Origin of the sequence: Streptomyces sp. NBC_01264 (assembly GCF_026340675.1) — a bacterium.
Classification (GTDB): domain Bacteria; phylum Actinomycetota; class Actinomycetes; order Streptomycetales; family Streptomycetaceae; genus Streptomyces.
Map to the genome: position 1 here is coordinate 1535337 of NZ_JAPEOX010000001.1, position 22912 is coordinate 1558248.

A 22912-nucleotide genomic window follows, 5' to 3' on the forward strand; every position below is an offset into this window, starting at 1 on the left:
GAGCAAGCATGTCCCCGCGCAGCGCATCGGTCAATGAAGAATTGCGCAGGCGTTCCCGGGAGCGGTTGCTGCAGGCCACGGTCGAGCTCGTGGCGGAGCGCGGCTACGAGGCCACCACCCTCGGCGACATCGCCGACCGGGCGGGAGCCGCCCGCGGCCTGGTGTCCTACTACTTCCCCGGCAAGCGCCAGCTCCTGCAGTCCGCCGTGCACCGGCTGATGCACCTCACGCTGGATTCGGCGCTGGAGCGGGAGCCCCGGCCCGGTGGACCCGATGACGGACGGGAGCGCCTGGCCCGGGCCATCGACGCGATCCTCGGGCTGGCCATGGACCGGCCGCGGCTGATGCGGACCCACATGGCGGGGATCCTGCAGGCGGAGGGCTTCGTCCAGTGCTCGGAGCAGCAGCGGCTGGCGGAGCTGTTGCGGGACACCGTCGTACGGTACGGATCGGCGGACGTGGACACCGACTACCCGCTGCTGCGGGCCCTGTTGATGGGCGCGGTGGTGGCGGTGCTGCTGCCGGGGGCGCCGATGCCGGCGGCCCGGCTGCGGGCCGAGCTGTTCCAGCGGTACGGGCTGGACTGGGAGCTGGGTGTCCCGCCGGACGGTGGACCGCCCGGCGGAACGTTTCCCTCGCCCCGTTAGTGGTATTCGGGCTGGGTCTGCACGTTGAGCCGGTCCAGCCGCACCCACTTGGCACTGTCGGTGCGCCAGTCGTCGAGCCGCAGCACGTCGAGGCCCTTGACGATGTCGTTGGAGTAGATGTGCCCGTTGTAGTAGTACGCGGACCAGGAGCCGCCGAGACCGAGCTTGTCGGTGGTCAGCGGGCCCCGCTCGAAGTAGGCGATCTCCTTCGGCTTGGTGGAATCGGTGAACTCCCAGACGGAGATCCCGCCCTGGTACCAGGCCTGCACCATGATGTCGCGGCCGCCGCCGACCGGGATCAGCGAGCCGTTGTGGGCCACGCAGTTCTCGGTGTCGGCCTGCGGGCGCGGGATCTTGAAGTAGCTCTTGAAGACGAGCTTGCGCTGGTCGCCGCGGCCGGTGATCTCGTAGATGCCGTCGGCTCCCCGGGTGGGGCCGGTGGCCTCGTTGCAGGTGGCGCCGCCACCGCCGCCCAGCTCGTCGGTGAACACCACCTTGTTGGCACGCTCGTTGAAGGTGGCCGAGTGCCAGAACGCGAAGTTGACGTTGTCCTGGACGCGGTCGATGACGCGCGGCTGCTCGGGCTTGCTGATGTCGAAGAGGATGCCGTCACCCATGCAGGCGCCCGCGGCGAGGTCCTTCGAGGGCAGCACGGTGATGTCGTGGCAGCCGGTGGTCTTGGAGACGCCCGGGTTGGTGGGCGCGCCCGGGTTGCCGCCGTCGGGGAAGAGGACCGGGAAGCCCACGACCGCGGCCTGCGTCGGGTTCTTCCTGGGGACCTTCACGACCGAGATGCCGTCGTGCGGCGGCTTGCAGTCGGGGAAGGCGTCGTTCGGGTTGTACGAAGAGACGTAGAGGTAGGCGTCCCGGCCGCCCGGGACCAGCGTGTGGGTGTGGGAACCGCACGGAGTCTCGACGGACTTGATGTACTTCGGGTTCTTCTTGTCCTTGATGTCGAAGATCTTGATGCCCTCCCACGAGGACTTCTCCGTGGCGGGCTGCGAGACGCTGTTGCAGGAGTCGTCGCTGCGCGAGGAGTCGGTGGACAGGAAGAGCAGGTCGCCGTCGACCGAGATGTCGTTCTGCCCGCCGGGGCAGAGCACTTCGGTGATCTTCTTCGGCGCCCGGGGGTTGCCGATGTCGTAGATCACGAAGCCGTTGTAGTTGCCCGCGAAGGCGTACTTGCCCTGGAAGGCCATATCGGAGTTGACCTGGGTCGGATCGGTGCTCGGGATATTGGCCAGGGGTTTGATGTTGCGGCTGTGGACGATCTCGTCCTGGCCGGGTATCTCGCCGGGCGCCAACTCCCGCCCCTCGCCGGCCGCGGTGGCGGCGCTCTGCGGCGCACCCGCGCCCGGGAGCAGGTCCCCCGGGTCCGGGGTGGCGGCCGCGGGTCCGGCCGCCAGTAACGAGGTGAGGAGTCCGGCCGCTGCCGCGGCCACTCCCAGGGATGTGCGCCGCGCTCTGCTGGTGTGCATCGAGGTCACTGTGCCCTCCCAAAGGTCCGGTCGGTTCCGCCCGTGGTGGGAACGGAAAGCGGACCCCGGCAGTATGGTCCTTTGCATGGACATGGCGAAAGTCTCACTCCGGCGAATCGTCGGAGCGGCCCTGACCCTCGGGCTCCTGCTCCCCCTCACCGGCTGCCGCGACGGCGGCGCCGCGGCCGACGGCAAGCCGGCGGTGATCGCCCCCGGCAGACCCGGCGAGAAGGCGCGCACCCTCTCCCCCGAACAGGCGGCGAAGGAGCTGCCCGACGACACCCCCAACACGGCGGACCGAGCGTACGTGCGGAACATGATCGAACACCACGGGCAGGCGCTGACCATGAGCGCTCTGGCCCCCGACCGGGCCTCGGCCGACGGGGTCAAGCGGCTCGCGGAGCGCATCGCGGCCGCGCAGAAGCCCGAGATCGGCGCGATGGAGGGGTGGGCGGCCCGCAACCCGGCGCCCAGCGCCGCCGCCGGAGGCCACGACCACGCGGCCATGCCCGGAATGGCCACCGAGCAGCAACTGAAGGAGCTGTCCGGGGCCAGGGGGCCGGACTTCGACCGGCTCTTCCTCGCCCTGATGACCGCCCACCACGAGGGCGCCCTGAAGATGACCGGCGAGGTCCTGGCCGCGGGCAACAACGCCGCCGTGGAGGAGATGGCCAACGAGGTGGCGGCCACCCAGGCCGCCGAGATCCACCGGATGCGCGCGATGGGCTGACGGCCCCGGCACCCGGTGTCATGCTGGGAACACCTGCGGGAGGAGCTCGGCCGTGCTTCGTATCGCCGTCGTCGGATCGGGCCCCAGCGGGGTCTACGCCGCACAGACACTCGTACAGCAGCGTGAGGTGCCGGGGATCCGGGTCGACGTGCTCGACCGGCTGCCGGCTCCGTACGGGCTCGTGCGGTACGGGGTGGCCCCCGACCACGAGAAGATCAAGTCCCTCCAGGGCAGCCTGCGCACCGTGCTGGAGGACGAGCGGATCCGCTTCCTCGGGAACGTCGAGGTCGGCGGGGAGGCGCTGCCCACCACCCGGCTGCTGGAGCTGTACCACGCGGTGGTCTACTGCGTCGGCGCGGCCCGGGACCGGACGCTCGGCATCCCCGGCGAGGACCTCGTCGGGGTGCATTCCGCCACGGCCTTCGTGGCCTGGTACAGCGGCCATCCGGACGCCGCGGCCGAGGCGTTCGGGCTGCCCGGGGTGGATGCGGCGATCGTGGTCGGCGCCGGGAACGTGGCGGTCGACGTGACCCGGATCCTGGCCCGGGGCGTACCGGAGCTGGCCCACACCGACATGCCGCAGCCGGCCCTGGGCGCGCTCGGCGCCAGCGGGGTGCGCACGGTCCACATGGTGGCCCGGCGCGGGCCGTCCCAGGGCAAGTTCACGACCAAGGAGCTGCGCGAGCTGGCCACGCTGCCGGGCGTGGACGCGGTGGCCGACCCGGCGGAACTGGCCCTCGACCCGGCGTACGCGGACCCGGGCGCGGCCCTGCCCGCGGTGAACCGGCGCAACGTGGAGGTGCTGCGCGGCTGGGCGGCGGCTCCGGCGACGGGCGGCGACCGGCGGATCGCGCTGCGGTTCTTCCTGCGCCCGGTGGAGGTGCTCGGCGGACCGGAGGGCCGGGTCACCGGGATGCGCTTCGAGCGGACCGCCCCCGACGGCCTCGGCGGGGTCACCGGCACCGGGGTCTACGAGGACGTCCCGGCGCAATTGGTCCTGCGCTCGGTGGGGTACCAGGGCGTGCCGCTGGCCGGGCTGCCCTTCGACGAGCGGCGCGGTACGGTCCCGCACGCCGCGGGCCGGGTGCTCCGGGAGGGCCGGGCGAGCGTAGGCGAGTACGTGGCGGGCTGGATCAAGCGCGGCCCGACCGGGGTCATCGGCACCAACCGGCCCTGCGCGAAGGAGACGGCCTCCTCCCTGCTCCAGGACGCGGGGGCGCTGGCCCGGCGCGACCGCGAGCGGGACCCGCTGGAGGCCCTGCGCGAGGCCGGGCTGCGACCGGTCCGGTGGCCGGGGTGGCTGGCCATCGAGACGGCGGAGGCGGAACTGGGCCGCTCCCTGGGCCGGCGCTCCGTCAAGATCCCCGACTGGGAAGGCCTGCTGGCGGCGGCCGGCGGCACGGACTGATCCCCCGCGTCGGGTTCGGGCTGCCCCAGGGCCACCCCAGGACCTCCAGGCCCCCCAGGGCTACCCCATGGTTACCAAGGGCCGCCCGCGGCCGCCCGCATCAGCCCCGTCTCAGCCGCCGTCGCGCGCCTGCTCGGCGGCGGCCGCGGCCAGGACCCCGTCGAGGAGCCCGGGGAACAGCTCGGCCAGCTCGGCACGGCGCAGCCCGTTCATCTTGGCCGTGCCGCGGTAGCACTGGCGCACGACACCGCTCTCGCGCAGGACCCGGAAGTGGTGCGTGGTCGTGGACTTGGTGACCGGGAGCTCGAAGTACGAGCAGGCCAGTTCGGCCTCCGTGGCCGCGAGATCGCGGACGATGGAGAGCCTGACCGGGTCGGAGAGGGCGTGCAGGACCCCTTCGAGCCGGATCTCGGCGGCCTCGGGGTGGGCGAGGACACGGGCCGCGTCACGTTCCGTCATGTCCGTACTCCACTCGCTGGGTGATGCCGCGCTTCCTGCTGTGCCCCATCGTACGAGAACCATCGTAGGACCGGAGCCGAACGGCGGTGCGGTACGGGACCCCCGTCCCCGCACCGCACCGGTTCACCAGGAGCGGTGGTACTGCTCGGGCGTACGGATCTCCGCGCCGAGCTCGGCGGCCGCGCGGCGGGCCCAGAACGGGTCGCGCAGCAGCTCCCGGCCCAGCAGGACGGCGTCCGCCTCGCCGTTGGCCAGGATCTTCTCGGCCTGCTCCGGCTCGGTGATCAGACCCACGGCGGCGACCGGGAGGGTGGTCTCGGCCTTGACCCGGGCCGCGAAGGGCACCTGGTAGCCGGGGCCGACGGGGATCGTCACCCCGGGGGCGAGACCGCCGGTGGAGACGTCGAGGAGGTCCACCCCGTGCTCCTGGAGCAGCCCGGCCAGCCGGACGGTCTCGTCCGCGGTCCAGCCGTCCTCCTCCAGCCAGTCGGTGGCGGAGACGCGGAAGAACAGCGGCAGCTCCTCGGGCCACACCGCCCGTACGGCGTCGGTGACTTCGAGGGCGAGGCGGGTGCGGTTCTCGAAGGATCCGCCGTACTCGTCGGTGCGCTTGTTGCTGTGCGGGGAGAGGAACTCGCCGATCAGGTACCCGTGGGCGCCGTGGATCTCGACGACCCGGTAGCCGGCGGCGAGCGAGCGCCGGGCGGCGGCCGCGAACTGCTCGACGACGTCCCTGATCTCCCGGACCGTCAGCTCGTGCGGGACCTGGTGGTCCGGGGAGAACGGTACGGGGCTCGGGGCGCTGGGCAGCCAGCCGTGCGCCTCGGGGCCGACGGGCTGCCCGCCCTTCCAGGTGCGGTCGGTGGAGGCCTTGCGGCCGGCGTGGGCGAGCTGGATGCCGGGGACCGCGCCCTGACCGGTGACGAAGGCGGTGATCCGGCCCAGCGCCTCGACCTGGGTGTCGTTCCAGATGCCGAGGTCGTACGGAGAGATCCGCCCCTCGGGGGCGACGGCCGTGGCCTCCTGGATGATCAGGCCGGTGCCGCCGGTGGCGCGGGCCGCGTAGTGCGCGAAGTGCCAGTCGTTGGCCACGCCCGCGTCCGGGCCGGACGGCTCGGCGCTGTACTGGCACATCGCGGCCATCCACACCCGGTTCGGGACGGTGACCGAGCGGATGGTCCACGGCTGGAACAGCGCGGCGAAGGAAACGGGGGCAGCACTCATGAGGGTCTCCAGAGGCGACTGGAAGCGCACCGGGGAACCGGCGCCGCTAAGTACGAGATTCACCGTACTACGAAATCCCTCGTAGTACGAGATCCTTCGTATGACCGCGCGGCGTGGAGCCCGCTCACGCGCGGCGGCGCGCGCGGCGACCTGCCGCTGTCAGTGGCCGGGTGCAGACTGGCGGAAAAGCTGCCGTGCAGGACAAAGACGTCCGGAGGTGTCGGCCATGACCGACGTGCTACTGCTCGCGGGAACCCGCAAAGGACTGTTCATCGGCCGCCGGGGCACCGGCGGTACCTGGGAGTTCGGCGAGCCGCACTTCAACGCCCAGGCCGTCTCCGCCGTCGCCATCGACCGGCGCGGCGCCGCGCCCCGGCTCCTGGTCGCCGGGGACAGCACCCACTGGGGGCCGTCCGTCTTCAGCTCCGACGACCTGGGCGCCACCTGGCAGGAGCCCGCCGCGGCCGCCGTGAAGTTCCCCGAGGACACCGGAGCCTCCCTGGAACGGGTCTGGCAGCTCCATCCGGCCGGGCCCGAGGCCCCCGGCGTGGTCTACGCGGGGACCGAACCGGCCGCGCTGTTCCGCTCCGCCGACCGCGGCGAGTCCTTCGAGCTGGTCCGCCCCCTGTGGGAGCACCCGACCCGGGACAAGTGGGTCCCGGGCGGTGGCGGCGAGGGCCTGCACACGGTGATCACCGACCCGGGCGACCCGGATCTGGTCACGGTGGCGGTCTCCACGGCCGGGGTGTTCCGGACCACGGACGGCGGGGCGAGCTGGGCCCCGTCCAACCACGGGGTCTCGGCGGTGTTCCTGCCCGATCCGGATCCCGAGTTCGGCCAGTGCGTGCACAAGATCGCCCAGGACGCGGGCGACACCGACCGGCTGTACCTGCAGAACCACTGGGGCGTGTACCGCAGCGACGACGCCGGCACCAACTGGACGGACATCGGCTCCGGTCTGCCGTCCGACTTCGGCTTCTCGGTGGCCGCCCACCCGCACCGGCCAGGCACCGCCTACGTCTTCCCGCTCAACGCCGACATCGACCGCGTCCCGGCGGAGCACCGCTGCCGGGTCTTCCGCACCCGGGACGCGGGCGCGACCTGGGAACCCCTGACGAAGGGCCTGCCGGCCGGGGACCACTACGGCACGGTGCTGCGGGACGCCCTGTGCACGGACGACGCGGACCCGGCCGGGATCTACTTCGGCAACCGCAACGGCGAGCTGTACGCCAGCCATGACGACGGGGACAGCTGGCAGTTGCTGGCCGAGCACCTCCCCGACGTCCTGTGCGTACGGGCCGCCGTGCTGGGCGGCTGACCACGACGGCCCGTACCGGTACCGGTCCCCCTGCCCGCGTCCGGGGCTCAGCCGGTGAGGCCGCGGGCCTGGTGCACGGCCTGCGCCAGCTGGCGTACGGCCGGGTCCTCGGTGCTCCCGGCCAGCCGGTCGGCGTGCCCGGCCAGGCTCCCCAGCGGTACGGCGCCCGGCACCCGCTCCCAGCCGCCGTCGCGCTCACGCAGGGCGGAGGCGAAGTAGGCGGCCACCGCGGTGACCTGGAACCGCGGGGACGCCGCGCTCCACACGTCGCCGGACAGGGCCGCCGCCTCGATCCGGCCGGACTCCTCGTGTGGGGCCCGGGTGCGCGGGTCCAGCCAGCGCACGGTCGCCGTCGCCAGGTGTCCGGTCGCGCCGGGGCGCAGCCGTACCGCGTACAGGGCGGTCACGGAGTGGCCGGAGCCGACCTCTCCCCCGTCCACGTCGTTGTTCCTGAAGTCGCCGTCGGCGACGCGGCGGTCGTCGTAGCCGATCAGCCGGAACTTTTCGACGGTCCCGGGATCGAAGGCGACCTGTGCCTTCGCGTCGCGGGCCCGCAGCTGCACCTGCGCCGGGAGGTCCTGGCAGAACACCTTGCGGGCGCCCTCCTTGTCGGAGACGTAGGTGGTGTGCCCGTCGCCCCGGTCGGCGAGCTGTTCCATGAAGGCGTCGTTGTACTCGCTGCCCACGCCCACGCCGAACAGGGTGATCCCGTGCTTCTTCCGGGCCTCGCCGATCCGGTCCAGGATGGTGTCGGCGGAGGTGGCGCCGCTGTTGGCCAGTGCGTCGGAGAGCAGGACGACCCGGTTGGTGGCCCCGGTGCGCAGCGACTCGACCGCGACCTCGTACCCGCGGGTGACCCCGGCCTCCACATTGGTCGAATTGTCGGTGCGCAGTGCGGAGATCACCTCGTGGATGCGGTCGCGGTTGCCCGCGAGACGGGTCATCGGCAGCCGCGTCTCGGCCGTGCCGCTGAAGGTGACGACGGCGACCGAGTCGTCTTCGCGGAGCTCGTCGGTCATCAGGCCCATGGAGCTGCGGACGAGGTCGAGGCGGCCCGGCTCGGCCATGGAACCGGAGACGTCCACGACGAAGGTGAGCGCCGCGGGCGGGCGGGCCTCGGCGCCGTCCGCGCCGCCGTTGCCGACCCGGGTGGCGAGGCCGACGCGGACCAGCGACCAGTTCGGCTCGGCGGTGCGGGCTCCGTCCACGGTGACGGAGAAGCCGTCGCCGTCGGGCTCCCGGTAGTCCTGCCGGAAGCTGTTGACGAACTCCTCGGGGCGCACGGTGGCGGGGTCGGGGAGATTGCCGTCCGCGAGGGTGCGGCGGGCGTACCCGTAGCTGGCGGTGTCCACGTCGAGCGCGAAGGTGGAGAGGTAGTCCGGGGGCGGTCCGGTGGGGCGCCGCCCGTCGCTCTCCCCTTCCGTGGCCTGCGTTCCGGGGCGGGAGGCGGACGGCCGCGGCCCGGCGTCGCCGCCGTTCCACTCCCCGGCGCTGCGGTCCGCGCCGCCGCTTCCGCAGCCGGTCAGCAGGAGGCCGCCGACGAGGAGCGCGGCGGCCAGTCTCCCGTGGGCTCTCCGCCGGACCGGGCGGCCCCTGCGGGGCGTGCCGGGTGTACGGGGCGTGCCGGGCGTGGCGCGCGTGGCGGGCGTGCGGTCCTCATGGGGCTCCATACCGTCTCCCTCGAACGTCATCGGTGTTGAATGTGACGTCCGGGACGAGGAGTCGGAGCAATCGAACCAGTTGCGAACAGGTATCGAAGCGACAACGGGCACCCGCCGGAAGGAGGCGCTCCGTCGTGCCCGTCGTGCCCGTCGTGGCGATGAGTTTTCGGACACCGGACGGTCTATCCCTTGTAAGGAGACATACGACTCACCCGGGAGTACGCCATGGGCCTCATCCACATCGAGCTGTTCGCGACCCTCGACCTCGTCGGGCAGGCGCCCGGCGGTCCCGACGAGGACCCGGTGGGGTTCCCGTTCGGCGGCTGGCAGGCGCCCCTGCTGGACGAGGTCACCGGGGCGCAGATCGCGGCCGCGTACGAGGGCACGGACGCCCTGCTGCTCGGCCGGCGGACGTACGAGATCTTCGCCGCCTACTGGCCCCACCAGAAGGGCGGCGAGGACGGCGAGATCGCCACGCTCTTCAACGGAGTCCCGAAGTACGTGGCCTCCCGCGGCAGGCCCGACCTCTCGTGGGAGGGGTCCACCCACCTCGGCCCGGACCTCGCCGGCGCGGTGCGCGAGATCCGCGACCGGCACGAGCACGTGAAGGTCGTCGGGAGCCTGAACCTCGTGCAGACCCTCCTGCGCGAGAAGCTCTTCGACCGCCTCGGCCTCTGGGTGCACCCGATCGTGCTCGGCGTCGGGAAGAAGGTGTTCGACGACGGCGCCGTGCCCACCAACCTCACGCTGCTCGCGCCCCCGGCCACCGGCGCCAAGGGCACGGTGCACCTGCGCTACGGGCTCGCCGGCGGCACTCCCGCGACGGGCGACATGAGCGCCCCCGGCCGCGGCGTCGAGAACAGCACCTGAGGCCGCCCCGGCCCCACGGGCCCGTCCCACGAGGGGTGGCACCGGGCGGCGGACTGGGCCAGTAGAGTGATCCACCGTGGCAGCACGACCGTTGAACGAGATCGTCGAGCCGGGCTGGGCCCGGGCTCTGGAGCCGGTGGCGGCGCAGATCGCCGCGATGGGCGACTTCCTGCGCGCGGAGATCGCGGCGGGCAGGACCTACGTACCCGCGGGGGCGAACGTGCTGCGCGCGTTCCAACAGCCCTTCGACGAGGTGAAGGTGCTGATCGTCGGGCAGGATCCGTACCCGACGCCGGGGCACGCGATCGGCCTGTCCTTCTCCGTGGCCCCCGAAGTCAGCCCGTGGCCCCCGAGCCTCGACAACATCTTCCGCGAACTGCACGCCGATCTCGGTACGGGACGGCCCCGGAACGGGGATCTGACCCCGTGGACCCGGCAGGGCGTCCTGCTGTTGAACCGCTCGCTCACCACCGCCCCGCGCAAGCCCAACGCCCATCGCGGCAAGGGCTGGGAGGCGGTGACCGAGCAGGCCATCCGCGCGCTCGCGGCCCGCGGCAAGCCCCTGGTGTCGGTGTTGTGGGGGCGCGAGGCGCGCAACCTCCGGCCGCTGCTGGGCGATCTGCCGGCCGTGGAATCGGTGCACCCCTCCCCGATGTCCGCGGACAACGGGTTCTTCGGCTCGAGGCCGTTCAGCAGGACCAACGACCTGCTGGTCCGCCAGGGCGCGCAGCCCGTGGACTGGCGGCTTCCCGCCGCGGGGTGAGCGGCCGGGAGACCGGCCGGTGAGCGGAGAGCGGAACCGTATCTGACATTCACCGGATAAATACGGACAGATGCCGCCGGAGAAGGCCCTGCCCGAACACCCGGTTTCGATAAACCAGTAGCATGCGGCGCCATGAGCTCCCCCACTGGGCCCGCAAATGGCCTGCCCGTACGAATGCCGCGACCCCGCCAGACCGGACGGCACCGCCGGCCCGAGCCCGCGGTGGCGCCCGAGGGCGCGCCCGCGCTGGTGCTCGCCGTGCCCGGTGCCCCCTCGGCCGCCTCGCGGGGGCTCGCGGAAGAGATCATCAGCATCGGCCGCTCCGAGCTGCCCGGCCTGGACGCCCGGGTCGGTTTCCTCGACGGTGACGACGCCACCGAGTTCCCGTCCCTGGCGGGTGTGCTGACCACCGTCGCCCGTGACCGCGCGGCACGCGCGGAGTCCGCCCGCGCCGCCGGGCAGGAGGTGCCCGCGCCGACCGGCCCGGACGCCGTGGTCGTGCCCCTGCTGGCCGGCCCCGACGGGGATCTGCTGCGCCGCATGCGCCAGGCCCTGATGGACTCCTCGGCCGCCGCCGAGCTCGCCGACCCGCTGGGTCCGCACCCGCTGCTCGCCGAGGGGCTGCACGTGCGGCTGTCCGAGGCCGGTCTCGCCCGCGCCGATCGGGCCAGGCTCTTCAGCGTGACCACGGCCGCCGACGGCATCGTCCTGGCCACCACCGGCGGCGAGGAGGCCGTGCAGGCCGCGGGCATCACCGGCATGCTGCTGGCCGCCCGTCTCGCGGTGCCGGTGATGGCCGCCGCGCTGGACGAGGAGGGTTCGGTGGCCGCCATCGCCGACCAGCTCCGCCGCGAGGGTTCGACGCAGCTCGCGCTGGCCCCGTACCTGGTGGGCCCGGAGGCCGCCGAGGGGCTCCTCGACACCGCCTGCAAGGAGGCCGGCTGCAGCGCCGCCGACGTGCTCGGCGCGTACCCCGCGCTCGGCAAGCTGGCCGTCGCGCAGTACTCCGCCGCCCTCGGGATCACCCAGGGCGCCGCCGCCCACTGACCTCCCCGGCTCATGCCGTACGCACGAGGGCCCGCGCCACGGACCGTTCCGAATCGAACGAGCCGGGGCGCGGGCCCTCGTGCGTACGGCGGCGGCCCGGGTGTCAGCCGAAGACCACGCAGGTGGCGGCCGGCGCGGCCACCGAGCCGGCCCGGCGCGGTGCGCCGCTCAGCGGATCGACGTCGAACCAGGTGACGTCGCCGGAGCGCTCGTTGGCCGCGTACAGCCTGCGCCCCGACGGATCGGCGGCGAGATCGCGCGGCCAATTGCCCCCGCACGGCACGGCGCCCGTGAGCTGCGGCTTCTCCGCACCGTCGGCGAGGGAGAGGGTGACGATCGTGTCGGTTCCGCGGACGGCCGCCCAGACGAAACGGCCGTCGACGGAGGCCACGACGGCCGAGGGGTAGGCCGTCGGGGCCCCTGGAGCGCCCGTGGAAGCGACCGGAACCTCGCCGACCGGTTCCAGCTCACCCGCCTCCCCGTTCCAGCGGCAGACGGTCAGCTGCGGCTCCAGCTCGTGCAATACGTAGACCACCTCGCCGGAGGGGTGGAAGGCGAGGTGCCGGGGGCCGGTCCCGGCGCGCAGCGCGGTCTCGGCGTGCAGGACCGGGGCTCCGGTGGTGGGGTCGAGCGCGCAGACCCGTACCGAATCGGTGCCGAGATCGACGCTGAGCACCCAGCGGCCACCGGGGGCGGGCACCACCTGGTGGGCGTGCGGGCCCTTCTGCCGGCCGGAGTCGGGGCCGGAGCCTTGGTGGGCCAGTACGGCGGCGGGCTCCCCGATCGAGCCGTCGGCGGCGAGCGGGAGGCTGCTGACGCTGCCGGAGGTGTAGTTGGCGGTCAGCAGCCGGCGCCCGGCCAGGCTGAGGTGGGTGGGACCGGAGCCGCCGACGCGGACGGCCGCGCCGAGGGGGACGAGCCCCGCGCTGCCGGTCCGGAAGGCGCCCGCGGCGCCCTGCCCGGTCTCGCTCACGGCGTACAGCACGCCGGTTGCGGGATCGTGGGCCAGGTACGAGGGGTCCGCGACGGCGTCCGTCGCGGAGAGCGGGGTCAGCGCTCCCGTGACCGGATCCACGGCCGCGGTGATGACACCGCGGCCGCCCCCCGAGGTGAACGAGCCGATCCAGGCCAGGTGTCCGCCGCTGTGGACCGTACGGTCCGTACCGTCCACACCACTGTCCGCGTCGCCCACGGGAGGCCCCTCTCCGCCGTTCCGGATCCTCCCCCAGCTAACGCTGGGAGGTACCCCCTGTGACCGACGATAACAGAAGGTCTAGACCAAATCCCGTCCCTGGGCACGTTCCTGGGCGCCGGGGTGGTGGACGTAGGCCGTCGAGCTCGACCGGTCCTCGTAGGTCCGGTGGAAGACCGGGGTCGCCGACCCGGAGATGGGCGGCACGATCCAGGACCAGTCCGCGCCCACGTCACGGCCCTTGCGCTCCTCCTTCTCCAGGTGGGTCAGGAAGCGCCGGGACTCCGTGTGGTGGTCGGCGATGGTGACCTTGGCGCGGTCGAAGGAGTGCAGCACCGCCCGGTTGAGCTCGACGAGCGCGCGGTCCTTCCAGAGGGAACGGTCGCTGGCGGTGTCGAGGCCCATGCGGCGGGCGACCGCGGGCAGCAGGTTGTAGCGGTCGGTGTCGGCGAGGTTGCGGGCGCCGATCTCGGTGCCCATGTACCAGCCGTTGAAGGGGGCCGCCGGGTAGTGGATGCCGCCGATCTCCAGGCACATGTTGGAGATCGCGGGGACGGCGTGCCAGCGCAGGCCCCAGTCCGACCAGCCGTCACCGCCCGCCGCTCCGTCGGGGTGCTCGATGGGCACCTCCAGGACGGCGTCCGGGGGGACGTCGAACCAGCGGGGTTTGTCGTCGACCCCCTGCACGACCAGCGGAAGGAGGTCGAAGGGGGTGCCGGGGCCGCGGGACCAGCCCAGTGCGAGCAGCGCGCTCGTGAGTTCGGCGTTGCGGGCGTCGCCGACGGTTATCGAGTGGTGGTCGCCGTAGCCGGCGTACCGGACGAGCTGTTCGCTCCAGATGACCGGGCCGGGGCGGTCCGGGGTGTCGGGGGCGAAGACCGTGATGGTGGGCCGGACCCGGCCGCCGTTGGTGGCCTCGCGCAGGTGCTCGAAGCACTCCTCGGCGATCCCGTCGGCGTCGGTGAGGCCGCGGCGGTCGCGGACGCGGAGCGAGTTCCAGTACAGCCTGCCTATGCAGCGGTTGCTGTTGCGCCACGCGACGCGGGCGCCGTGCTCCAGTTCCTCGGGAGTGTGCCGGTACGTGTCCGTCTCGGCGAGCTCGGCCCGTACGGCGGCGAGCCGCTCGCGCGGATCACCGGCCTCCGGGTTCTCCCTGTGGAACAGTCGGATGAACTCCTCGGCCGCTTCCCACACCTGAGCGGTGCTGGAACGCTGTTGAAGTATTTCCATTCCGGGCGGTTACCCCCTGTCCGATCCGACCAGGTCCACCCCGCGCGCCGTGAAGCGGCGCCATGCCGGATGAATGTGCAATGAACAATCACCCGTTGTACACGTCGCAGGTCAGCGGCGTGCGGAAGGCGCGCCCGGAACACTCCTCCGTGTGATCTTCATCGATCGGCCTGCGGACGGGAGTTGGGCGGACGTACCATCCGCGGCAACACCGGAGCGAACGCCGGAGTGCGCGGGCGCGCGCCCCGTCCGCGGATCGCGCCCGGGTCAGGCGCCCACCAGCGGGGCGCGTGACGCGGTGCGTAGAGGTCCGTCGAGCTGCGCGAGGAGCCGCTCCAGCCCGTGCAGGTGCGCCAGCGCGGGCTCCGCGGCGGCCCGCGCCGGGTTCGCCGCCGGCGCGGCCGCCCGACGCCCCGACTCCGTACCGCGGTCCGCTTCAGGGGCCTCCTCCGGCGTCAGCAGGGCTTCCACGGCGGCCTCCACGCGCCAGCACGCCGCCGCGAGCCGGGCGTCGTGGCTCGCGTCCGGGTCCGCCGCCACCGAGACCAGACCGCGGACCTCCACGGCGCACTCGTCGAGCAGGGCGAGCACCCGGCGGGCCCTGGCCTTGCGGCCCCGGTAGGGGCTCAGCGGGTGGACGAGGGGAGCCAGGGAGAGCCGTACCCGGCCCAGGAACAGCTCCAGCTGCGCGGCGTGCGGCGCGGGGTCGGCGACCGGTGAGCCGGCGAGCCGGGCCGCGGCCTCGGCCGTGCAGGTGCGCACGCAGCGCAGGGCGCGCTGGATCCACATGTCGTTGGTCGCGTGGGTGGTCACCGGGAGGACCAGGATCACGGCCAGCCCGGCGCACACCGCGCCGACGGCCGTCTGCTCCAGGCGCAGGACGAGCAGACCCGGATCGAGAACGCCCAGCAGTCCGTAGAGCAGGCCGGCCATCACCGTCACGGCCAGCATCATCCAGCTGTAGGACACGGCGGCGGTGTAGAAGATCCCGAAGACGCAGAGCGCCACGAGGGCGGCCGTGGGCGCCGGCGCCCCGTTCAGCGGGATGGCGATCAGCAGGCCCGCGCCGATCCCGAACGCCGTGCCGAGGACCCGGCGGAAGCCGCGGACCAGGGTCTCGCCGCGCGAGGCGGTGTTGACGAAGATCCACCAGGCGGTACCGACCGCCCAGTACCAGCGGTCCTCCGACAGGACCTGGCCGATGCCCAGCGCGACCGCGCAGGCGGCGGTGGCCTGGAAGGCCTGGCGGGTGGTCGGCCGGGCCAGCCCGGTCCCGGGCGCGGCGGGCGGTACGGCGGCGGGCGGTACGCGGCGCTCGATCGGCCAGAGCACGAACCGCACGGCGCCGGCCGAGAGGAGGGCCAGTCCGACGGCCGCGTAGAGCTCGGGCAGCTGCGCGGGCCGGGCGTGCAGGAACTGCGTGACGAAGAAGTTCATGAACGCGAAAATCCCCAGGGCGTGACCGCGCACCCCCCACCTGCGGGCGTAGACGCCGGCGAACACCACGGCGACGAACACCGCGTCGCGGGCGAGCGGTACGCCGTGCAGGGCGGTGGCCAGGGCCAGTACGGGGAAACCTGCGGCCGGCAGCAGGGCGGTGGTCACCCGCTGGGCGCGCACGGTCGAGTCGGTCACCGTGAAGAGGGCGAGCAGCGCCGCCAGTCCCCCGGTGATCGACGCGACGAGCGAGAGCCCGCAGAGCTCGGCCACGGCCACCGCGAGCCCGATGCCGATGACGGCCCGCAACGCGTTCCTGAGTCTTGCCCGCCCCGGATCCGGAGCCACGAACATCCTCTTCACGGCGGTGTGCCGCCCCCCTTGCGATGGAGCACGCCGGACCCGTGGCCGCCCGGGGGTGGTGGGCGGTGCACGGGCACGGCGAAGGCGCCACGGTCCGGAGCGGCCTCGTTGCCGTCCGGCGCTGCGTGGCGCCGTAGATACATGGATAGGACACAGATAAGCATCCGCAGGGGCAATGGCTCAAGTCGGACCGCCGTGGGTGGGCCATTGGTACAGCAATGGGCGGCGATCTTCGGCCACGGAGAGACCAACGGACCCGCGCGGCGGCGGAGCGGCGTTCGGGTCCCGGCGCGCGGTCGGCGGGTCAGTCCCCCGGAGCGTGCTCCGTCGGGACGCACAGGACCGGGACCGGGGAGAGGTGCAGGAGTTTGTGCGGGGTGGATCCGAGCAGGGCCCCGCGGATCGGGCTGTCGCCCCAGCTCCCCACGATGATCACCCGGGCGTCGTGCCGTTCGGCGGCGTCGAGCAGCGCCTGGGCCGGTTTCGCGTCGGCCACCTCGATCGTGGACGGCACCCCCGCCTCGTCGGCGGCCTCCACCGCCCGGGCGAGCGCACTGCGGCCGGCCTCCCGTACGGCCTCCCGGTGCGCGCGGTACTCCTCGCCGGTAGGGCCCGGGGCGGCGGCCCCGTAGACGAGGACGAGCGGCTCGCCGAAGGCGGCGGCCACCTCCAGGGCCACGCGCAGGGCGCGCTCGGCGCCGGGCGACTCGTCGTACCCGAGGACGACGGACATCGGGGCTCCTCTCCGGCTTCCGGTCGGTGCTGCGGGGCTGTTCGGTGGTTTCAGCTGGGCGGGGAGCTGCGCGGAGAACCGGGCGGGGGCTTCCTGACCGCGTGCACCAGGGCCGGGTCGGCGACGCCGCGGCGCTCCTGCCAGAAGCGGCCGTCCCTGATCCGCCAGAAGCACATGACGAGCACGCCGACGACGGCGATGCCGATCCCGATGACCAGCGGCGGGCCGAGTCCGAACCAGGAGACGCCGCCGGCCGAGTTCTCCGGGTCGGACATGTCGCCGACCGACTGCACGAGCAGCCAGGCCAGCAGGCCGGCGCCGACCACCGGGCCGAGCCCGATCAGCAGGAAGTTGTGCACGCTCTCCAGCAGGTGGCGCCGGTAGTACACGGCGCAGGCCAGGCCGGTGAGCGCGTAGTAGAAGGAGATCAGCAGGGACAGGGCGGTCAGGGAGTCCAGGAGGGCGTTCTCGCTGATCTGGTTGACAGCCAGGTACCAGACGATGGCGATGCCGGCCACCCACCAGGTGCTCACGTCCGGGGTCCGGAACCGGGGGTGGATGTGCGAGAGCTTCGGCGGCAGCGCGTGCCGGCGGGCCATGGACAGGGCGGTACGGGAGGCGGGGATGATCGTGGTCTGGGTGGAGGCGAGGGCGGAGGTGCAGACGGCGAGCAGGACCATCCAGTCCCAGCCGCCCATGACCTCGTGGGCGAGGACCGCGAAGACGGCCTCCTCCTCGCCGGCGTTCGCGGCGAGGAACTCCGTCCCGGCGTAGCCGACGACCGCGAAGCCGACGGACAGGTACGTGACCAGCAGGACGACGGTGGACCAGATGCCGGCCTTGCCGGGTGCGGTGGCCGAGTTCTCGACCTCCTCGGTGAGGTTGACCGCCGACTCCCAGCCCCAGTAGATGAACACGCCGAGCAGCAGTCCGCCGGTGAGGGCGGCGCCGCCGGCGCCGAAGGGGTTGAGCCACTCGAGCGCGGGTCTGGTGCCGTCGAGGCTGCTGGTGCCGGCGTAGACGCGGTAGAGGGCGACCACGGCGAAGGCCAGCAGGAAGAAGACCTGGGCGAGGATCAGGACGTCCTGGAGCCGCGCCGACATCTCGGTGCCGATGACGCAGACGGCGGTCATGGCCAGGATCACGACGACGGTCAGGCTCTGGCGCAGTGCCTCGTTCGCCGCCCAGCCGTCGAGTCCGGCGGCGAGCAGTCCGAAGTGGACGGCCACGTCGGCCAGGGAACCGATGACGAGGACTCCGGTCATCGCGATGGCCCAGCCGCCGAGCCAGCCGGCCCAGGGGCCCATGGCGCGCGTCACCCAGGAGAAGGTGGTTCCGCAGTCCTGGTCGACCTTGTTGAGGTAGTAGAAGGCGGCGGCGATCAGCAGCATGGGGACGAAGGAGGCCAGCATGACGCCGGGGGCGTAGATGCCGGCGAGCGCGACGATCGGCCCGATGACCGCGGCCAGGGAGTAGGCGGGCGAGGTCGAGTTCAGGCCGATGACGAGCGCGTCGAGGAAGCCGATCGCGTTGGCCTTGAGCCCGGGTTCCGCCTCCGCCGCGGGGTCCGTGGCCGTACTGGACCCCGGTTCCCGGTCCGGTGCCGGTTCCGGGGGCTCAGGGGGATCGCCGTCCGAGCCATCGTGGGCCATGTACGCATCGTCACGCAGACGGCGGCCGCGCGCGAGGCGGGGCGGGGCGGGGTCGGAGTGGGCGGCGGGAGTGCTCGGCCCTACTACTGAGGCGGGCGTTCCGCTTCGGGGACGGCCGTTCCCCGTGTCGGTGTGCCGGGGGTCGGTGTGCCCGGTGCATCCGGGGTCGGTGTCCCCGGGGGCCTCACGCCCCAGGGGCGGGAGTTCCAGCTCGCGATGACCGGCAGGCCGTGCTCCGTGGACAGGGCGCTGAAGGTCCCCGTCCGGAGCATGAAGAGCCGTCCGGCCTCGGGCGGCAGACCGAGGTAGCGGGCGGTCAGTACGCGCAGCAGGTGCCCGTGGGCGACCAGGACGACATTGCCCCGGTCCTCGGCCAGTACCCCGGCCACCCGGGCCAGCACCCGGTCCGCGCGGGCGCCGACCTGGGCGGCGTTCTCGCCGGGGTGCTCCGCGTCCCCGGGCGGTACCCCGTCGGTCCACAGGGACCAGTCGGGGCGCTCGCGCTGGATGTCCGCGGTGGTGACGCCCTCGTAGCCGCCGTAGTCCCACTCGTACAGGTCGGGGTCCGTGACGCCACCGCTCAGGCCGGCGAGCTCGGCCGTGGCGGCGGCCCGGCGGAGCGGGCTGGTCAGCACCAGGGCCGGGTGCTTGTCCCGGAAGTACGCGAAGAGCGAGATGGCCTCTTCGACCCCGTGCGGGGTCAGCGGGACGTCGGTGCGCCCGGTGTGCCGCCCGGTCGCGCTCCAGGCGGTCTCGCCATGCCTCACCAGCAGCAGATCACTCACTCTCCGGACCCTAGTCCCTGCGGCATGTCAGCGCCGGACGAGCGGGCCGGATCTGTCAGTGTCGGGGCTCATGAGCCCCGGTTCCCGTACGACGCGGCCCGCGCTGCCCCTCCTGCTGCTGGTCCTGACCGTGGTGACCGGGCTGACCGAGGCGGTCAGCCTGCTGGCGCTGGGGCCCGTCTTCACCGCGATGCAGACGGGCAACGTGCTGTTCCTGGCCTTCGGCGTGGCCCACGCGGGCCCGGTGCCCTCGCTGGCGCCCGCCGTCTCGCTGTCTGCGTTCGCCCTGGGGGTGGCGTGCGGGGCCCGGCTGGAGGCCTTCGTGGAGAGCCGGGGCCGGCGCTGGTTCGTGACCGGACTGTCGGCCGAGGCCGTGCTGGTCCTGGCGGCCGCCGCCGCCGGATGGGGGTTGGCGCCTCGCTACGGAGCTCCTGGCGCCCGGCAGCTGCTGGTCTCCGCGGCCCTGTCGCTGGCGATGGGGATCCGGAACGTGACGAGCCTGCGGGTGAACCTGGCCGGGGTGCCGACCACCCTGGTGACCCGCTCGCTGACCTCCTTCCTCGGCGGCTCGGTCATCGGGCAGGACCGGGCCTTCGGGTACGGGACCGAGGCCTGGGTGCGGCGGGCCTGGTCGGTCGGCGCGATGTTCGCGGGCGGACTGGCCGGAGCCCTGCTCGTACGGACCGGCTGGCCGGTGGGGTGGCTGCTGCTGCCGGCCGCCGTACTGGTCCTGGCGGTGGCGCTGGTGTACCTGACCCAGCCGCTGATGCACCCCGGCGGGGAGCCGTCGGGCTAGGTGGTCTCCTCCAGCCGGGAGAAAACGCTGCGGAAACGGTGCAAGTTGGCTGCGGGTGCCGTTCCCGCGAGGCTCGGGGCATGGACGACCAGGACGGCGCGCGGCTGGCGGCGGGTTTCGCGGCGGGCGACGAGGAGTGCGTGGCGGCGGTCTACCGGCGCTGGCGGCCGCTGGTGCACGCGCTCGCGCGGCGCGCGCTCGGCGACGAGCGGGAGGCCGAGGACGTGACCCAGCAGGTCTTCCTCGCCGCATGGCGGGGCCGCGGCGGGTACCGGCCCGGGCCGGGCGGCCTCGGGGCCTGGCTTACCGGCATCACCCGGCACAAGGTGGCCGACGCCCTGGAGGCCCGCACCCGGCGGGCCCGGGCGGCCCTGGCCGCCGCGCGGGTGTGCACCCAGGTCCGGCCGGAACCGGAGCCGGGACCGGAACGGGCCGTGGAACGGGTCCTGCTGCTCGGCGAGCTGGCCCGGCTGCCATCGGCGCAGCAGCGGGTGCTGCGGCTGGCCTTCTACGCCGACCTGACCCAGTCGCAGATCGCGGACCGCACCGGGCTCCCGCTGGGCACCGTCAAGAGCCACATGAGGCGGGCGCTGCACGTCCTGCGGCAGTCCCTGGAGCCTTCCCTCGCGCATTCCCCGGAGCACCGGGTGCCACAACCGATTCGATGACGGCCAGCCCCGAGCGGAGCCCGAACAGCCGCTCGGCGCGGGCGGGCGGGGCCGCGGCCCCGGATCCCCAGCCGGGTCCGGCGAGCAGCAGCGCCGAGTGGCCGCGAGCACCGCGCGGCCCCCACTCGATGCCCGCCACCGCACTGGCCAGTGCGGCGTCAGCGGTGGTGCGGGACTGCGCCCACAGGACGACGGCCCGCGGACCCGTGCGCCGGACGGCCTCGCACAGGGCGTCGGCGGGCAGGGCCGCACCGAACATCCGCACCGGCAGGGCCCGTTCACCGAGGGCGGCGGCCAACGCCTCCATCGGCAGGCTGTGTTGCTCCCCGGGAGTGCAGGCCAGCAGCACGGGCGGGGCGGGCACCGGCCCCGGGGCGGGGAGCGCGTCCGGGGCGGGCCGGATCCGGTGCAGGGCCGCGGAGACGTACCAGGACAGGAGGTGCTCGACCTCGACGTAACGCTCCCCCGCCGAAGCCCACTTGCGGCCCACGGCGTGCAGGGTCGGCGCGATGACCTCTTCCCAGGCGGTGACCGGGCCCAGTTCCGCGAGCACGGACGCCAGCAGGTCCTCCACGGCCGGCGCGTCCAGTCTTACGGCGGCCCGCGCGAGCCCCCTGCACTCCGGGCGGACGTCCCCGAGGCGCAGCGCGCGGGGCCCTCCGGGGGCCGGGGCGGCGGGAGCGGCTGCGGGCGGGCCGTCCGGGGCGACTCCGCGGGCCACCCGGGCGGCTTCCGACGGGGGTGCGCCCTGGGCGGTGAGCCGGCACATCAGTTCCAGCCGGGCGATGTCCTCGGGGGTCCAGCGCCGGTGCCGGCCCGCTTCGCGGCGGTCCGGGCCGATGGCGTAGCGGCGCTCCCAGGAGCGCAGCGTGGTCGGTGAGACCCCGAGGCGCCGGGCGACCGCCCCCGTGCCGAGGGCGACGGGCGGGGGCTGCTGCGCCGGCGGGGGCTGCGAGGGTCCGGACTCCACCGTTCCACCGTACGGCGCGGCGGGGCGGCCGAGGGTCACTCGGATCCCTGTCCCGCATCGCGGCCCCGGCGGAAGCGGTCCAGCCCGTCGGCGAGGCCGACCACCGGGTCGGGGTAGTCGTAGGCGGCCCGTTCCAGGCCGGGGAGCCGCCAGGGCTCGTGCACGCGCGGCGCCGGGAGTCCGGCCAGTTCGGGGACCCAGCGGTGGACGTAGCCGCCGTCGGGGTCGTAACGCAGGCCCTGACGCACCGGGTTGAGGACCCGGTTGGGGCGGGTGTCGGTGCCCGTGCCCGCCGCCCACTGCCAGTTGAGCTGGTTGTTGGCGAGGTCCCCGTCGACGAGGAGGTCCATGAAGTGGCGGGCTCCGACGCGCCAGTCGACGTACAGGGTCTTGGTGAGGAAGCTCGCCACCAGCAGTCGGCCGCGGTTGTGCATCCAGCCCTCGTGGGCCAGTTGGCGCATGGCCGCGTCCACGACCGGGTAGCCGGTGCGGCCCTCCTTCCAGGCCCGGATCTCCTCCTCGGCGGCGGGTCCGGTGCGCCAGCGGTCGCCGCGGTCCCGGTAGTCCGCGGCGGCGGCGGCCGGCCTGGCGGCGAGCACCTGGTGGTGGAAGTCGCGCCAGCACAGCTGCCGTACGAAGGCCTCCGCACCGGGACCACCGGGGCCGGGGCCACCGGCTGCGCGGGCCCGGTGGACGGCCTCGGTGGGCGAGAGCGTGCCGAAGTGCAGGTGCGGGGAGAGCCGGGAGGTGGCGTCGCCGGCCAGGTCGTCGTGGGTCTCGGCGTAGCGCTCGATGCCCGAGCGCAGCCACCGGGCCAGCAGCCGGCGCGCCTCGGGCTCGCCGCCGGGGGCGAGCCCCGGGGAGGTGCCGGTGACGGCGGCGCGCTCGGGCAGGGGCTCGGAGTGGATCGCGTCGGGCACCGGGACGGCGCGGGGCGCGGGTGCGGCGGCCCGCAGGGGGTGCTCGGACCAGTGGCGGTGGTACGGGGTGAAGACGGCGAAGTGGTCGGCGCCGGACCCGGTGGGGGTGACGGCCCCGGGGGCGACCGCGGTGATCACCGCGTCGTGGACGTGGAACCGCCGTCCCTCGGCTTCGAGTGCCTCGCGCAGGCGCTCCTCCCGCGCGTGGGCGTAGGCGCTGACCCCGGCCGCCATGTGCACCTCGTCGGCGTCGGCCTCCCGTACGACCGCCATGGTCGCCGCGACCGGGTCGCCGGACCGCACGACGAGCCGGCCACCGCGGGAGCGCAGCCCGGCGTCGAGTCCGGCGAGACAGTCGGCGAGGAAGGCGAGCCGGTTGGGCGGGGCGGCGACCGCCGGGTCACGCACGAAGAGCGGCACGACCTGCCCGGAGGAGGACAGGGCCGCCCGCAGCGGCGGATGGTCGTGCAGCCGGAGGTCGGAGGTGTACAGCACCACCGCGACGTTCATGGGTTTCGCTCCGCGTGGGGGATGTGGGGAGGGACTGTCACGAGGTACTTC

The 22912-nt window shown here is 73.8% G+C and carries 21 protein-coding genes; 9 read left to right on the plus strand and 12 right to left on the minus strand.

What is annotated here, in order from left to right; genetic code table 11:
• Positions 1-8: 8 nt before the first annotated feature.
• Positions 9-647 (plus strand): TetR/AcrR family transcriptional regulator, encoded by a 639-nt coding sequence (locus tag OG435_RS06925; protein WP_266875937.1) that lies wholly within the window; start codon positions 9-11, stop codon positions 645-647.
• On the opposite strand, the gene OG435_RS06930 is transcribed toward OG435_RS06925, so the two are convergent.
• On the minus strand, positions 644-2125 hold the full coding sequence (locus OG435_RS06930) for an LVIVD repeat-containing protein (RefSeq protein ID WP_430625591.1): 1482 nt from the start codon (positions 2123-2125) through the stop codon (positions 644-646). The two genes, OG435_RS06925 and OG435_RS06930, sit on opposite strands and share 4 nt — an antisense overlap.
• A gap of 85 nt (positions 2126-2210) precedes the next feature.
• On the opposite strand from OG435_RS06930, the gene OG435_RS06935 reads away from it, so the two are divergent.
• Together OG435_RS06935 and OG435_RS06940 are read left to right on the plus strand one after the other, a co-directional pair.
• Positions 2211-2855 (plus strand): DUF305 domain-containing protein, encoded by a 645-nt coding sequence (locus OG435_RS06935; RefSeq protein ID WP_266875941.1) that lies wholly within the window; start codon positions 2211-2213, stop codon positions 2853-2855.
• Between the two features lie 52 nt (positions 2856-2907).
• Positions 2908-4263: an FAD-dependent oxidoreductase gene (locus OG435_RS06940; RefSeq protein ID WP_266875943.1), complete on the plus strand. Its 1356-nt coding sequence runs from the start codon at positions 2908-2910 to the stop codon at positions 4261-4263.
• A gap of 111 nt (positions 4264-4374) precedes the next feature.
• Here the strand turns inward: OG435_RS06940 and OG435_RS06945 are convergent, their stop codons facing one another.
• Positions 4375-4722, minus strand: coding sequence for an ArsR/SmtB family transcription factor (locus OG435_RS06945; protein WP_266875945.1), 348 nt, complete (start codon positions 4720-4722; stop codon positions 4375-4377).
• A 123-nt stretch (positions 4723-4845) separates the two neighbouring features.
• Positions 4846-5946, minus strand: a complete 1101-nt coding sequence (locus tag OG435_RS06950) for an NADH:flavin oxidoreductase/NADH oxidase (protein WP_266875947.1) — start codon at positions 5944-5946, stop codon at positions 4846-4848.
• Between the two features lie 226 nt (positions 5947-6172).
• On the opposite strand from OG435_RS06950, the gene OG435_RS06955 reads away from it, so the two are divergent.
• Complete coding sequence (locus OG435_RS06955) at positions 6173-7264, plus strand: WD40/YVTN/BNR-like repeat-containing protein (protein WP_266875949.1); 1092 nt, start codon at positions 6173-6175, stop codon at positions 7262-7264.
• Positions 7265-7311: 47 nt separating this feature from the next.
• On the opposite strand, the gene OG435_RS06960 is transcribed toward OG435_RS06955, so the two are convergent.
• Positions 7312-8934, minus strand: coding sequence for a vWA domain-containing protein (locus OG435_RS06960; RefSeq protein ID WP_266875950.1), 1623 nt, complete (start codon positions 8932-8934; stop codon positions 7312-7314).
• Positions 8935-9150: 216 nt separating this feature from the next.
• Between OG435_RS06960 and OG435_RS06965 the strand changes: the two genes are divergently transcribed.
• From OG435_RS06965 to OG435_RS06975, 3 genes are all read left to right on the plus strand, one after another.
• Positions 9151-9795, plus strand: coding sequence for a dihydrofolate reductase family protein (locus OG435_RS06965; RefSeq protein WP_266875951.1), 645 nt, complete (start codon positions 9151-9153; stop codon positions 9793-9795).
• Between the two features lie 76 nt (positions 9796-9871).
• Entirely contained in the window at positions 9872-10558 is a 687-nt protein-coding gene (locus OG435_RS06970) for a uracil-DNA glycosylase (protein ID WP_254381347.1), read from the plus strand.
• A 132-nt stretch (positions 10559-10690) separates the two neighbouring features.
• The gene (locus OG435_RS06975; RefSeq protein WP_266875952.1) at positions 10691-11605 is read left to right on the plus strand and encodes a sirohydrochlorin chelatase; all 915 of its coding nucleotides are present in this window, start codon (positions 10691-10693) and stop codon (positions 11603-11605) included.
• Between the two features lie 103 nt (positions 11606-11708).
• Here the strand turns inward: OG435_RS06975 and OG435_RS06980 are convergent, their stop codons facing one another.
• The 6 genes from OG435_RS06980 to OG435_RS07005 all read right to left on the minus strand — a co-directional run bounded on the left by OG435_RS06980 (position 11709) and on the right by OG435_RS07005 (position 18997).
• Complete coding sequence (locus tag OG435_RS06980; RefSeq protein WP_430625592.1) at positions 11709-12797, minus strand: lactonase family protein; 1089 nt, start codon at positions 12795-12797, stop codon at positions 11709-11711.
• An 81-nt stretch (positions 12798-12878) separates the two neighbouring features.
• Positions 12879-14027, minus strand: a complete 1149-nt coding sequence (locus tag OG435_RS06985; RefSeq protein WP_266875953.1) for a nitric oxide synthase oxygenase — start codon at positions 14025-14027, stop codon at positions 12879-12881.
• A 267-nt stretch (positions 14028-14294) separates the two neighbouring features.
• On the minus strand, positions 14295-15818 hold the full coding sequence (locus OG435_RS06990) for an FUSC family protein (RefSeq protein ID WP_266881556.1): 1524 nt from the start codon (positions 15816-15818) through the stop codon (positions 14295-14297).
• Between the two features lie 313 nt (positions 15819-16131).
• Positions 16132-16560, minus strand: coding sequence for a universal stress protein (locus tag OG435_RS06995; protein WP_266875954.1), 429 nt, complete (start codon positions 16558-16560; stop codon positions 16132-16134).
• 50 nt (positions 16561-16610) lie between these two features.
• Entirely contained in the window at positions 16611-18212 is a 1602-nt protein-coding gene (locus OG435_RS07000; protein WP_266875955.1) for an APC family permease, read from the minus strand.
• A gap of 83 nt (positions 18213-18295) precedes the next feature.
• Entirely contained in the window at positions 18296-18997 is a 702-nt protein-coding gene (locus OG435_RS07005; protein WP_430625593.1) for a histidine phosphatase family protein, read from the minus strand.
• Between the two features lie 70 nt (positions 18998-19067).
• On the opposite strand from OG435_RS07005, the gene OG435_RS07010 reads away from it, so the two are divergent.
• Positions 19068-19793: a YoaK family protein gene (locus OG435_RS07010; RefSeq protein WP_266875956.1), complete on the plus strand. Its 726-nt coding sequence runs from the start codon at positions 19068-19070 to the stop codon at positions 19791-19793.
• An 80-nt stretch (positions 19794-19873) separates the two neighbouring features.
• Positions 19874-20461, plus strand: a complete 588-nt coding sequence (locus OG435_RS07015) for an RNA polymerase sigma factor (protein ID WP_266875957.1) — start codon at positions 19874-19876, stop codon at positions 20459-20461.
• Here OG435_RS07015 and OG435_RS07020 read toward each other — a convergent pair.
• Together OG435_RS07020 and OG435_RS07025 are read right to left on the minus strand one after the other, a co-directional pair.
• Entirely contained in the window at positions 20361-21431 is a 1071-nt protein-coding gene (locus tag OG435_RS07020; protein WP_266875958.1) for a MerR family transcriptional regulator, read from the minus strand. The genes OG435_RS07015 and OG435_RS07020 overlap by 101 nt on opposite strands.
• Positions 21432-21466: 35 nt before the next feature.
• Entirely contained in the window at positions 21467-22861 is a 1395-nt protein-coding gene (locus OG435_RS07025; RefSeq protein WP_266875959.1) for a cryptochrome/photolyase family protein, read from the minus strand.
• Between the last annotated feature and the right edge of the window lie 51 nt (positions 22862-22912).

Bases quoted from the DNA above. Each gene is read 5' to 3' on its own strand.
- OG435_RS06925 (WP_266875937.1), top strand. From the start codon at position 9: ATGTCCCCGCGCAGCGCATCGGTCAATGAAGAATTGCGCAGGCGTTCC.
- OG435_RS06930 (WP_430625591.1), bottom strand. From the start codon at position 2,125: ATGCACACCAGCAGAGCGCGGCGCACATCCCTGGGAGTGGCCGCGGCA.
- OG435_RS06935 (WP_266875941.1), top strand. From the start codon at position 2,211: ATGGACATGGCGAAAGTCTCACTCCGGCGAATCGTCGGAGCGGCCCTG.
- OG435_RS06945 (WP_266875945.1), bottom strand. From the start codon at position 4,722: ATGACGGAACGTGACGCGGCCCGTGTCCTCGCCCACCCCGAGGCCGCC.
- OG435_RS06950 (WP_266875947.1), bottom strand. From the start codon at position 5,946: ATGAGTGCTGCCCCCGTTTCCTTCGCCGCGCTGTTCCAGCCGTGGACC.
- OG435_RS06955 (WP_266875949.1), top strand. From the start codon at position 6,173: ATGACCGACGTGCTACTGCTCGCGGGAACCCGCAAAGGACTGTTCATC.
- OG435_RS06960 (WP_266875950.1), bottom strand. From the start codon at position 8,934: ATGGAGCCCCATGAGGACCGCACGCCCGCCACGCGCGCCACGCCCGGC.
- OG435_RS06965 (WP_266875951.1), top strand. From the start codon at position 9,151: ATGGGCCTCATCCACATCGAGCTGTTCGCGACCCTCGACCTCGTCGGG.
- OG435_RS06975 (WP_266875952.1), top strand. From the start codon at position 10,691: ATGAGCTCCCCCACTGGGCCCGCAAATGGCCTGCCCGTACGAATGCCG.
- OG435_RS06985 (WP_266875953.1), bottom strand. From the start codon at position 14,027: ATGGAAATACTTCAACAGCGTTCCAGCACCGCTCAGGTGTGGGAAGCG.
- OG435_RS06990 (WP_266881556.1), bottom strand. From the start codon at position 15,818: ATGTTCGTGGCTCCGGATCCGGGGCGGGCAAGACTCAGGAACGCGTTG.
- OG435_RS06995 (WP_266875954.1), bottom strand. From the start codon at position 16,560: ATGTCCGTCGTCCTCGGGTACGACGAGTCGCCCGGCGCCGAGCGCGCC.
- OG435_RS07000 (WP_266875955.1), bottom strand. From the start codon at position 18,212: ATGGCCCACGATGGCTCGGACGGCGATCCCCCTGAGCCCCCGGAACCG.
- OG435_RS07010 (WP_266875956.1), top strand. From the start codon at position 19,068: ATGAGCCCCGGTTCCCGTACGACGCGGCCCGCGCTGCCCCTCCTGCTG.
- OG435_RS07015 (WP_266875957.1), top strand. From the start codon at position 19,874: ATGGACGACCAGGACGGCGCGCGGCTGGCGGCGGGTTTCGCGGCGGGC.
- OG435_RS07025 (WP_266875959.1), bottom strand. From the start codon at position 22,861: ATGAACGTCGCGGTGGTGCTGTACACCTCCGACCTCCGGCTGCACGAC.